Origin of the sequence: Pseudomonas sp. MS19 (assembly GCF_013277615.1) — a bacterium.
Lineage (GTDB): Bacteria > Pseudomonadota > Gammaproteobacteria > Pseudomonadales > Pseudomonadaceae > Aquipseudomonas > Aquipseudomonas marincola.
Map to the genome: position 1 here is coordinate 21669 of NZ_VBTO01000017.1, position 11937 is coordinate 33605.

Annotated in this window: 10 protein-coding genes; 4 read left to right on the forward strand and 6 right to left on the reverse strand. The window is 57.5% G+C overall.

Annotation, left to right across the window (positions count from 1 at the left end):
- Window positions 1–191 precede the first annotated feature (191 nt).
- Both FEZ62_RS18430 and lpxH read left to right on the forward strand, forming a co-directional pair.
- On the forward strand, window positions 192–686 hold the full coding sequence (locus FEZ62_RS18430; RefSeq protein WP_069900155.1) for a peptidylprolyl isomerase: 495 nt from the start codon (window positions 192–194) through the stop codon (window positions 684–686).
- Window positions 683–1408 carry a UDP-2,3-diacylglucosamine diphosphatase gene (gene lpxH / locus FEZ62_RS18435; protein WP_150549338.1) on the forward strand — a complete coding sequence of 242 codons (726 nt, stop codon included), beginning with the start codon at window positions 683–685 and terminating at the stop codon, window positions 1406–1408. The genes FEZ62_RS18430 and lpxH overlap by 4 nt, the downstream gene beginning before the upstream one ends.
- Window positions 1409–1486: 78 nt before the next feature.
- Here lpxH and FEZ62_RS18440 read toward each other — a convergent pair whose 3' ends face one another.
- The 5 genes from FEZ62_RS18440 to miaE all read right to left on the reverse strand — a co-directional run bounded on the left by FEZ62_RS18440 (window position 1487) and on the right by miaE (window position 6967).
- Complete coding sequence (locus tag FEZ62_RS18440) at window positions 1487–3016, reverse strand: DHA2 family efflux MFS transporter permease subunit (RefSeq protein ID WP_069900153.1); 1530 nt, start codon at window positions 3014–3016, stop codon at window positions 1487–1489.
- Window positions 3017–3094: 78 nt separating this feature from the next.
- Complete coding sequence (locus FEZ62_RS18445; RefSeq protein ID WP_069900152.1) at window positions 3095–4291, reverse strand: efflux RND transporter periplasmic adaptor subunit; 1197 nt, start codon at window positions 4289–4291, stop codon at window positions 3095–3097.
- Window positions 4292–4306: 15 nt separating this feature from the next.
- A complete protein-coding gene (locus FEZ62_RS18450) occupies window positions 4307–5776 on the reverse strand; it encodes an efflux transporter outer membrane subunit (RefSeq protein WP_172929364.1) in 1470 nt (489 codons plus the stop codon).
- Window positions 5773–6246, reverse strand: a complete 474-nt coding sequence (locus tag FEZ62_RS18455) for a MarR family transcriptional regulator (RefSeq protein ID WP_090512214.1) — start codon at window positions 6244–6246, stop codon at window positions 5773–5775. Before FEZ62_RS18455 ends, FEZ62_RS18450 begins: the two co-directional genes overlap by 4 nt.
- 115 nt (window positions 6247–6361) lie before the next feature.
- Window positions 6362–6967 (reverse strand): tRNA isopentenyl-2-thiomethyl-A-37 hydroxylase MiaE, encoded by a 606-nt coding sequence (miaE, locus tag FEZ62_RS18460; RefSeq protein WP_069900149.1) that lies wholly within the window; start codon window positions 6965–6967, stop codon window positions 6362–6364.
- A gap of 253 nt (window positions 6968–7220) precedes the next feature.
- Between miaE and FEZ62_RS18465 the strand changes: the two genes are divergently transcribed.
- Complete coding sequence (locus tag FEZ62_RS18465; protein ID WP_172929365.1) at window positions 7221–8084, forward strand: universal stress protein; 864 nt, start codon at window positions 7221–7223, stop codon at window positions 8082–8084.
- Between the two features lie 27 nt (window positions 8085–8111).
- Here FEZ62_RS18465 and FEZ62_RS18470 read toward each other — a convergent pair whose 3' ends face one another.
- Complete coding sequence (locus FEZ62_RS18470) at window positions 8112–8588, reverse strand: DUF1289 domain-containing protein (RefSeq protein ID WP_069900373.1); 477 nt, start codon at window positions 8586–8588, stop codon at window positions 8112–8114.
- 595 nt (window positions 8589–9183) lie between these two features.
- Here FEZ62_RS18470 and acnB point away from each other — a divergent pair.
- The gene (acnB, locus tag FEZ62_RS18475) at window positions 9184–11793 is read left to right on the forward strand and encodes a bifunctional aconitate hydratase 2/2-methylisocitrate dehydratase (RefSeq protein WP_090512220.1); all 2610 of its coding nucleotides are present in this window, start codon (window positions 9184–9186) and stop codon (window positions 11791–11793) included.
- The last annotated feature ends 144 nt before the right edge of the window (window positions 11794–11937 follow it).

Genomic DNA, 11937 nt, shown 5'->3' on the forward strand with positions numbered 1-11937 from the left:
TCATAGCCGAAGCTGTCAACCCCCTGACAGACCCAAGCGCTAGATCGCAACCGGAAATGTGCGTTGGAAAATGCACTCGGCAAGCGGCCTGACACCCCGTAAACTGTAAAGCCTCGGCCAACAAGCTCTGTACCTGTAGCGATACAGATGCAGCCAAGGCCTGCGGTTTCAATGACAGAGCGATTAAATCAATGATCAAGTTGCACACCAACTACGGCGTTATCACCCTGAACCTGTTCGAAGACAAAGCCCCGGAAACCGTGGCTAACTTCAAGGAATACGTGAAAAGCGGCCACTACGACGGCACCATTTTCCACCGCGTAATCAGCAACTTCATGATTCAGGGCGGCGGCTTCGACACCAGCATGAAGCAGAAGTCGACCCGCGCCACCATCAAGAACGAAGCCAACAACGGCGTTTCCAACAAAATTGGTACCGTTGCCATGGCCCGCACCATGGAGCCACATTCGGCTTCTGCGCAGTTCTTCATCAACGTCGCCGACAACACTTTCCTCAACCACACTGCACCGACCGTTCAGGGCTGGGGCTATGCGGTATTCGGCGAAGTGACTGAAGGCATGGACGTTGTTGAGAAGATCAAAGGCGTTGCCACCACCACCAAGAGCGGCCATCAGGACGTTCCGGTTGATGAGGTGGTCATCGAGCGTGCTGAGATCGTTGAGTGATCTTACTGATCTCCGATCTGCACCTTGAACAGGAGCGCCCGGACATAACCCGGGCGTTCCTGCATTTCCTGCAAACCCGCGCCGTTCATGCCGAGGCGTTGTATATCCTCGGAGACTTCTTTGAAGTGTGGATTGGCGATGATGCCATCAGCCCTTTTCAACGCACCATCAGCACCGCCCTGCGCGAACTGAGTGAAACTGGCACGCAAATTTTCCTGATGCATGGCAACCGCGACTTCCTTATCGGCAAAGCCTTTTGCCGTGAAGCCGGCTGTAGCCTGCTCAACGATCCAACCCTGCTCGAACTGCCGAGTGGCCCCGTTCTGCTAATGCACGGCGACAGCCTGTGCACGCGCGACGAAGCCTATATGCGCATGCGCCGCATCCTGCGCAACCCGCTGACCTTGTGGGTATTGCGCCATCTGCCGCTGAGCACCCGCCACAAGCTGGCGCGCAAGCTGCGCAATGAAAGCCGCAGCCAGACGCGCATGAAGGCCGCCGATATTGTCGATGTGACGCCGGATGAAGTCGTCAGCACTATGCGCCAGCATGGCGTGCGCACGCTGATTCACGGTCACACCCACCGCCCCGCTACGCACAAGCTCGAAATCGATGGGCAGACCGCGACGCGCATTGTTCTGGGTGACTGGGACAGACAAGGCTGGGCGCTGCAAATCGATGATCAGGGCATGCGCCAGAGCGCATTCAGCCTGAGCGACTAACAAAACTTCAGCGATTAAAAAGCCTGCTGTGCGGTTAACCCAGCAGGCATTTTCATGTGCGTTTACTTTGCCCGCGAATCAGTGCCCTGCCGCTTCTGGCCCGGCCTTGGCCGTGAACGGCGGCTTGGCGAGCCACACCAGCAAGACCAGCCCGAAAAACATCCAGCCGAGCAAGGTAAAGTAGTCGACGGTGGACATCATGTAGGCCTGGCTGTTGAGTATCTGCTCAAGCTGCGCATAGGACTGCGGCCCCGGCCCGCCGAGTTGATTCAGCGCCTCACGCGTGGCCGGTTCATAGGTACTAAAACTTTCGCTCATGTAAGCATGATGCTGATCGGCACGACGAATCCAGATCCACGTGGTCAGGGAGGCCGCGAAGCTACCGCCCAAGGTCCTGAGGAATGTCGCCAGCCCTGAACCATCGGCAATTTCGTGGGGCGGCAGATCCGACAGCAAAATGCTCAGTGTCGGCATGAAGAACAGCGCAACGCCGATGCCCATGAACAACTGCACCAACGCTACGTGCTGGAAGTCCACCTGATTGGTGAAGCCAGCGCGCATGAAGCAGCTCAGGCCAATCGCCAGAAACGCCAACCCGGCCAGCAAGCGCAAGTCAAAATTGTGCGCATAACGCCCGACAAAGGGCGACATCAACACCGGCAACAGACCAATCGGCGCCACCGCTAAACCGGCCCATGTGGCGGTGTAGCCCATCTGAGTTTGCAGCCATTGCGGCAGGATCAGGTTGATGCCGAAGAAGCCCGAATAGCCCAGCACCAGCACAATGGTGCCGATGCGAAAGTTGCGATGTGAGAACAGCCGCAAGTTGACGATCGGATGCTTATCGGTCATTTCCCAGATCACGAAGATGCTCAGCGCAATAACTGAAATAAGCGTACCGATGATGACGAAGTTGGACTCGAACCAGTCGAGATCATTGCCTTTATCGAGCACCACCTGCAGCGCGCCCACCCCGATTATCAGGGTCAGCAGGCCAATGTAGTCGATGGGCTGGCGACTAGTTTCGACCGGGCGATGGCGCAATTGCTGGCGCACCACCAGGGTTGCGAAAATCCCGATGGGCACATTGATGAAGAAGATCCACGGCCAGCTGTAGCTGTCGGTAATCCAGCCGCCCAGAATGGGCCCGGCAATGGGCGCCACAACGGTCACCATCGCCAACAGTGCCAAGGCCATGCCCCTTTTTGCCGGAGGATAAACCGCGATCAGCAGCGTTTGCGTCATCGGGTAAAGCGGGCCGGCGACCAGCCCCTGAATCACCCGAAAGCCGACCAATTCAGGCATTGACTGGGCAATGCCGCAAAGAAAAGAGGCCAGTACAAAGAGCATGGTGGCCCAGAGAAACAGTTTCACCTCACCAAACCGCCGGCTCAACCAGCCGGTGAGCGGCAAGGCGATGGCGTTACTCACCGCAAACGAGGTAATAACCCAGGTGCCCTGCTCGAAGCTGACGCCGAGATTACCGGCAATGGTGGGCAAGGCAACGTTGGCGATCGTGGTGTCGAGTACCTGCATAAAGGTCGCGAGAGACAGACCGATGGTGCACAGCAACAAGCTCGGCGGGCTGAATGATGCTTGTGAGCTCATTACAAATCCTTGCTATCTAGTCGAGGCTGTAGAGCGCGAGCGCCAGACCTTCCGGCGCTCGTGTCGATTACGGATGAATCAGCGTTTGGCCGACTTCAGCGGCGCGCTGTTTTCCTCGATCAGCCGGGCGATCAAGGCGTCGGCCTCGCTCATCTGGCGCTCATACACATTGGTGGTGAACGAGGCCTCCACAGGCGCTTGCTGCGCCAGCATCGGGCCGCTCTGGTCACGCAGGTTGACCGTCACCTTGGTCGACAGTCCGACACGCAACGGATGCTCGGCCAGTTGCTCGGCATTGATATGAATCCGAACCGGCACGCGCTGAACAATCTTGATCCAGTTGCCGGTGGCGTTCTGCGCCGGCAACAAGGCAAACGCACTGCCAGTTCCTGCACCGAGGCTGTCGACACTGCCGCTGTACTTGACGTCGCTGCCGTAGATATCCGACTCAATATCAACCGTCTGGCCGATGCGCATCTGGCTGAGTTGGGTTTCCTTGAAGTTGGCATCGATCCATAACTGATCGAGCGGAATCACTGCCATTAAGGCCGTGCCGGGCTGTACCCGCTGACCAAGCTGCACAGTGCGCTTGGCCACGTATCCGGTCACCGGCGCCACCAGCGTGCTGCGCGCATTGTTCAGATAGGCCTGACGCAGATTGGCAGCGGCGGCCATGACGTCGGGATGCGAAGCAACAGTGGTGTCATCAATCAACGCCTTGCTGCTGCTCAACTGCTGCTTGATGTTGGCCAGCGCACTTTCGGCCGACGCCAGATCATCACGTGCATGGGACAGCTCTTCAGCCGAGATCGCGCCTGTTGCCGCCAGCGTTTTACGACGGTTGTAGTTGTCGCGGGCTTTCTGCAGCGTCGCCTGCTGAGCGCGTACCTGCGCTTTCATGGCATCGACGTTGCTGAACATGCCGCGCACCTGGCGCACAGTCTTGCCCAGATTGGCCTCGGCACTCAGCAGGCCGATGTGCGAATCGCTTGGGTCAAACTGAATTAGCGTTTGGCCGGCATGCACCAAGTCGCCGTCATCAGCGCCAATGCTGATTACCGTGCCAACCACTTGCGGGGTTATCTCGACCACGTTGCCGTTGACGTAGGCATCGTCGGTTTCCTCGCTCCAGCGGCCGAAGAACTCGTACCAGGCCCACACCCCGAGTGCGCCGGCGATCACCAGAAACAGGACCACCAGCAAGCCTGTTTTACGCTTGCGCGAGTTGCTCGCATCCTGTGCTTGCTCGTTTGAATTGGTCGCTTCAGTAGCCATGTTGATTACCTTGATTTATTCGCTGCGTGCGGCAGATACAGGGACGTTAGGCACGTTATTGCCGACATTGAAGCCGCCACCCAGTGCTTGCATCAACTCGATGGAAAGGTCGATATGCTCGGCGTTCAGACTGGCCAACTGCCGTTGCGCCTGGAGCAATTGCTGCTCAATACTGAGCACGTCGAGGTAGTTGCCAATGCCCGAGGCGTAGCGCTGCACCACGGTGTCGTACGATTCCTTGGCGATGTCCGCGGCATGTTGCTGGGTGACAATCTGCTGCTTGATCGAGCGCAGTTGATTGAGCGTATCGGTGACATCACCCAACGCGCTGACCAGCAACTTGTTGTACTGCGCCACGGCCAGATCGTAATCGGCATCACGCGCATCGAGATCGGCGCGCAGGCGTCCTCCGTCAAAAATTGGCAGAGTCACCGTGGGGGCAATATCGAAGAAACGGCTGGGTGAGCCGAACATGGCATCGCCCAACAGCGACTGCACCCCGGCGCCCATATTCAGATTCAGGTTCGGGTAGAAACGCGTCTTGCTGGCATCAATGCCTTTACTGGCTGCCTCGACCCTCCAGCGCGCAGCGATAAGGTCCGGTCGACGCCCCAGCAATTCGGCTGGCAAGGTGGCCGGCACCGCCACTGCGGCAGCTTGCAGCACTTGCGGCCGGCTCAGTTGGTTGCCGCGGTCCGGGCCTTTGCCAAGCAGAATCGACAGCGCAACTTTGGCGCTCTGCAAACGCTTGCCGGCATCCTGCAACTGCTCTTGCGAGCTGGCCGCCAGGCTCTCGGTTTGCTGGTATTGGTAATGGCTGTCTATGCCAGACTGCAAACGGCTCTGGCTCAACTGGAGCATTTGGCTGGTGCGCTTTACATCTTCTTCAGCAAGGTCGTACAACACATAGGCCTGAGCCAGATTGTTATACGCCCGGGCGACATCCGCTGACACGGTCAAACCCGCGGCGCGCTGATCCACTTCGGCTGCGCGTGCCTGGCCCAATGCCGCTTCCCAGCTATCACGCTGGCCGCCCCACAGATCGAAGGTGTAATTAAATTCTGCGCCCAGGGTACGCAAGGTGCTGTAGCGACCGCCCTCGCCTAACGGGTCTTCTATGCGCGATAAGCGCGAGCGCGTAACACCCGCACTGGCATCGACAGTCGGCAAGCGATTGGCATCTGCGGCAGCCACTACAGCCGTTGCCTGATGCGCACGGGCACTGGCGATTTGCATATCCGGGCTGTTAACCAGCGCTTCGCTGATCAGGCTGTCGAGCTGAGGATCACCGAGGCTCTTCCACCAATCCGTCGCAGGCCATGCAGCGGGCGAAACCTTCACATCCTTGAGCGACTCACTGCTCTTGAGGTTATTGGAGTCGAGCCCCAAACCCTCTGGCAGTAAACCGGAGTAATTGGCGCAACCGGCCAGGCTCATGGCCAGCAGTACGCCTGCAATGCGCAAGGCAGGAAACTGTGTGCTCATTTTGCACCTATGTGTAACGCAACAATGGGATCGTCAACAGCGAGCAAGATCTTCGTCAGGCTTGCTTCAAGCGCCTGAACTTCTTCAGGTTCAAGCACGCCGACGAATTCGCCCATGGCCGCCGCGCCGACTTCGGGCAAGTGCGCAGCCAGCTCAAGCCCGCTGGCAGTCAGGGCAAGTCGCACCTGGCGCCGGTCAGTTGCGCAACGCTTGCGCACGAGCAGTTTCTTTTGTTCCAGACGGTCGAGCATGCGCGTCATCGAACCGCTGTCCAAAGCCAGATAGCGGCACAAGTCTGCCGGCGTATCGAGCTCATACTGCGCGATGATGATCAGCACCTTGAATTGCGCCGCCGTTACATCCAGCTCCGCCAGATGCTTATCGAGCAGGCGATCTTTGAGCAATGCAGCGCGCGCCACCAACAGGCCGATGGAGGCGTACTTAAAGTTTTGCGTGATAGATTTTTTCATTAGACACCCAATAGCTGCCTAGGCAGTTAGTGGGCGCAATTTAACTGCCTAGGCAGCTATTGTCAAAAATTAATTCCGTTTGTAACAAACGGATCAATTTTTTAAGAGGACGCGCTCAAGCGCTGGCAGGAATGCCGCTGTGAAAACGGAACTCGGGGTCTGGCGTTTCGATCAGTTCGCGCTCGACTTCCCTAACCCGCACGATGGCCTTGTCGACATCATCGGCCTCGCCAAAGTGATAGGCAAAACGCAGATAGTTTTCGTAATGACGCGCCTCGGACTTGAGCAAACCGAAGTAGAACTTGCTCAACTCTTCATCAAGATGTGGGTACACCGCCGCGAAACGCTCGCAGCTACGCGCCTCGATGAACGCACCGACAACCAGGGTGTCGACCAGTTTGACCGGTTCGTGGGAGCGCACGACCCGACGTAAACCAGACGCATACCGCCCGGCATTCAGCGGCTGAGGCGCAATTTTGCGGCGTTTCATGATGCGCAGAACCTGCTCGTGGTGCACCAACTCTTCGCGCGCCAGACGCGACATATAGGTGACCAGATCAACGTGCTGGTTGTACTTTGCAATCAGACTCAGGGCAGTCGATGCCGCCTTGAACTCGCAGTTCTTATGATCAATCAGCATCAGGTCTTGCTGGCTCAGTGCAGCATCGATCCAGGCCTGCGGCGTGGCACAACCTAAAAAAGCATGTATTTCAGTCAACATTCCGCCACGTCCCAACCTTAGATGATGCAGATAAATTCTCAGCCTTGCCTTTGCGCGCCGCACCGCGATACGCGCTGCGATCGACCTGCGACCAATCAATAGTCAGCAGGCCTTACGGCATCCAGCGCGCATTATACGAATGCTAAGCGCAACGACCAGTCATACCGTTGATATCAATCAACAACACACCCGGCTTGCGCCATCTATTATCTATATACAGCAGCATCCACAGGGTTAAATCAGGGAGTCGGTCATGCAAGCCATCCGCAGCATTTTGGTAGTTCTGGACCCGGGCATCACGCCGAGCCTGGCCTTGAAACGCGCCAGATTAATTGCAGGCGTCACCCAGTCGCACTTGCATTTGCTGGTATGCGACAAGAAGCATGAACACGCCGCCATGCTTGAGCAGTTGTGCAGCGAACTCGACCGCGAAGGTTTCACTGCCAGCAGCCACCAGGCCTGGCATGACAATCCGCATAAAACCATCATTCGCGTCCAGCAGGCCGAAGGCTGCGGACTGGTGATCAAACAGCACCTGCCGGACAACCCGCTGAAAAAAGCCCTGATCACCCCGGAAGACTGGAAGTTGTTGCGCTACTGCCCATGCCCGGTGCTGATGGTTAAAACCGAGAAGCCCTGGGCCGCTGGCACCGTTCTGGCTGCGGTGGATGTGGGCAACGAGGACACCGAGCACCGCGTGCTGCACGCCAGCATCATCAGCCATGGCTATGACATCGCCGGTCTGGCCAAGGCGACTTTGCATGTCGTCACTGCACACCCGACGCCCATGCTCTCGGCTGCCGACCCAACGTACCAACTCACCGAAACCATCGAGGCCAGCTACCGCGCTCAGTGCAGGGATTTTCAGGATGAGTACGACATCAGCGACGACCGCCTGCATGTAGTCGAAGGCCCCGCTGACTCATTGATCCCCAACATCGCCCACCAACTCGGCGCTGCGGTCACGGTGATCGGTTCGGTTGCACGCACGGGCATCTCGGGCGCGCTGATCGGCAATACCGCCGAGGTGATTCTCGACTCACTGGAAAGTGACGTATTAGTGATGAAACCGGATGACATCAGCGCGCATCTGGAAGAACTGGCAGCCAAGGCGTAGCTGGCAGGAGCTACTGGAGAGTTCGCCCTAAAGCGGATTCTCCAGACCAGCCTGGAGGAATTTCGGCGCGATGTAGCGCTCGTAATGCGCCTCAGACAGCAGGAAAAACTCACGGTCAATGGCATCGCGCAGTACCGGCAAGGGACTGTCCCTGAATTCCGGTAACAACACCATGCCGTAGGCTTCAAGCTGGTTGATCACCCGCGCGCCCCGCGCAATTAACTGATAGGCCCAGCAATATGGCGACTGGTGCGCCACGTAGCGAATCTTGCGCTGCTGCAACTGCTTGAGCAGCAGATCAGCATCGAACACCTCAAGCTTGGCCTGCATCACCTGCACCAGCAGCACTTCTAATCGCTGCCACACCGCTTGTTTCTGCTCTTCGGTATAAGCATTCCAGCTAATCACCTCATGGTGGAAACGCTTACAGCCACGGCAAACCAGATCTCCGTAAACTGTTGAACAGAGACCGACACACGGCGTTTTGATGAGCTGATTGGGCATAGCAAAGCTTTCGGTACCGACTAAACAGACGGACATATTATCTGTTTGTCCTGCGCACTTCACTCACAACAGACCCGCAATCCCACAGCGCCGATCGGGGCCGGCTATATGCCGCGCACAATAAATACTTGCGCCTAAACGCAACCTGGCTGTGCGATGAATACGGGCTCAAGGCGCCACGTTTTCTGACCTTGGAATCCCGTGAGGAGTCAGAGGTACCCAGTCCTGACCCACCAGTCTTGACTTTTCAATCTTTCGGCCTGAGTGCTTTGGCTTAACTTTATGAAAGGATTCCAGTAGAATCTCCCGGCCTCTTAATAGGCGCTAAAGTCCGATTGAAGCTGTTTTCAAAGCGTCACGAGCACAGTTGATCCAGCAGGCACGATGTTGGCGCCGACTCCTGATACGCATTTCAGGAGCCGCGCCAACCCTCATCGCCCCTCGTCCTGCCGGCGTAAAACTTTGAAAACAGCTTCTGGAAGAAAGCCCTGAAATCAAGGCTAAGTGGCCCATAAAGCCGCGAAGCGCTTGGTTCAGTGTTTTCTTGATAAGCGTCCCGGACAACCCTTTGGGACAACTGATGAGGGTAATAACTGTGCTTGAAGCCTATCGCAAACATGTAGCAGAGCGTGCCGCTCAGGGTATCGTGCCCCAGCCGCTGAACGCCGAACAAACCGCAGGCCTGATTGAGCTGCTGAAGAACCCGCCCGCTGGCGAAGAAGAATTCCTCGTCGACCTGATCACCAATCGCGTACCGCCAGGCGTTGACGAAGCAGCCTATGTCAAGGCTGGCTTCCTCTCTGCTATCGCCAAAGGCGAAGTGACCTCCCCGCTGATCAACAAGCAACGCGCTGTTGAGCTGCTGGGCACCATGCAAGGCGGTTACAACATCGCCACTATGGTTGAACTGCTGGATGACGCTGAGCTTGGCGCAGTTGCCGCCGAGCAACTGAAGCACACCCTGCTGATGTTCGACGCCTTCCACGACGTTGCTGAAAAAGCCAAGGCTGGCAATGCCAACGCCAAAGCTGTTCTGCAGTCCTGGGCTGATGGCGAGTGGTTCAAGAACCGCCCAACGCTGGAAGACAAGATCAGCCTGCGCGTATTCAAGGTGACCGGCGAAACCAACACCGACGACCTGTCCCCTGCCCCAGATGCCTGGTCGCGCCCGGATATCCCGCTGCACGCGCTGGCCATGCTGAAAATGGCTCGCGACGGCATCGTGCCGGACGAGCAAGGCGTTACCGGCCCAATGAAGCAAATCGAAGCCATGCGCGGCGAAGGCTTCCCTATCGCTTACGTGGGTGACGTTGTAGGTACCGGTTCTTCGCGTAAATCAGCCACCAACTCAGTGCTGTGGTTCTTCGGCGACGACATTCCTTACGTGCCGAACAAGCGCGCTGGCGGTTTCTGCTTCGGCTCCAAGATCGCTCCAATCTTCTACAACACCATGGAAGATGCTGGCGCTCTGCCGATCGAATTCGACGTGTCGAACATGCACATGGGCGACGTGATCGACCTGTACCCGCACGCTGGCAAAGTCTGCAAGCACGGTACTGACGAAGTCCTGGCTACCTTCGAAATGAAGACCCCGGTTCTGCTCGACGAAGTACGCGCTGGCGGCCGTATCCCGCTGATCATTGGTCGCGGCCTGACCGAGAAAGCACGTGCTGAACTGGGCATGGGCCCGACTGATCTGTTCAAGCTGCCTCAGCCACCTGCATCCAGCACCAAGGGTTTCACCCTGGCGCAGAAGATGGTCGGCAAGGCCTGCGGTCTGCCGGAAGGTCAAGGCGTTCGCCCTGGCACTTACTGCGAACCGAAGATGACCACCGTTGGCTCCCAGGACACCACTGGCCCAATGACCCGTGACGAGCTGAAAGACCTGGCTTGCCTGGGCTTCTCTGCTGACCTGGTTATGCAGTCGTTCTGCCACACCGCGGCTTATCCTAAGCCGATCGACGTGACCACTCACCACACCCTGCCAGACTTCATCCGCACCCGCGGTGGCGTCTCGCTGCGTCCTGGCGATGGCATCATCCACAGCTGGCTGAACCGCATGCTGCTGCCGGATACCGTTGGTACTGGTGGTGACTCGCACACCCGTTTCCCAATGGGTATCTCGTTCCCAGCAGGCTCGGGTCTGGTTGCGTTCGCAGCAGCCACCGGCGTTATGCCACTGGATATGCCGGAATCCATTCTGGTTCGCTTCAAAGGCAAAATGCAGCCTGGTATCACTCTGCGTGACCTGGTCCATGCAATCCCTTACTACGCCATCCAGAAAGGCCTGCTGACTGTTGAGAAGAAAGGCAAGATCAACGCCTTCTCCGGCCGCATCCTCGAGATCGAAGGTCTTGACGAGCTGACCGTTGAACAAGCGTTCGAACTGTCTGACGCCTCTGCAGAGCGCTCTGCAGCCGGTTGCACCATCAAAATGCCGGAAAAAGCCATTGGCGAATACCTGCAGTCGAACATCACCCTGCTGCGCTGGATGATCAGCGAAGGCTACGGCGATGCGCGCACCATGGAACGTCGCGCTCAAGCGATGGAAGCCTGGTTGGCTGAGCCGAAGCTGATGAGTGCTGACGCCGACGCTGAATACGCTGAAGTGATCGAAATCGACCTGGCTGACTTGAAAGAGCCAGTACTGTGCGCACCTAACGACCCGGACGATGCACGTCTGCTGTCGAGCGTTCAGGGCGAGAAGATCGACGAAGTGTTCATCGGTTCGTGCATGACCAACATCGGTCACTTCCGCGCTGCCGGTAAGCTGCTGCAAAAAGTCACTGGCGGTATCCCGACTCGTCTGTGGCTGTCGCCGCCGACCAAGATGGACGCTCACCAACTGACTGAAGAAGGCTACTACGGCATCTTCGGCAAAGCCGGTGCGCGCATGGAAATGCCGGGTTGCTCGCTGTGCATGGGTAACCAGGCACGTGTTGAAGCCAACTCCACTGTGGTGTCGACTTCTACCCGTAACTTCCCGAACCGTCTGGGCGATGGCGCCAACGTGTACCTGGCCTCTGCCGAACTGGCAGCGGTTGCTGCAATCACCGGCAAACTGCCGACGGTTGAAGAGTACATGGGCTACGCGAAAGACATCGACAGCATGGCTGCCGACGTTTACCGCTACCTGAGCTTCGACCAGATTGCCGAGTTCCGTGAAGCCGCTGCGAACGCCAACATCCCGGTTGTTCAAGCTTAAGCTGCACGCGCTTAGCGTCTGAAAAAGCCCCGCCTCGTGCGTAATGCTGTTCACTTAAGCATTTGTATCTAGGTCGGGGTTTAAAGAAAATCCGATACCAGTTTTCTGGTATCGGATTTTTTATGCCCATTCAGCAGCAATTGC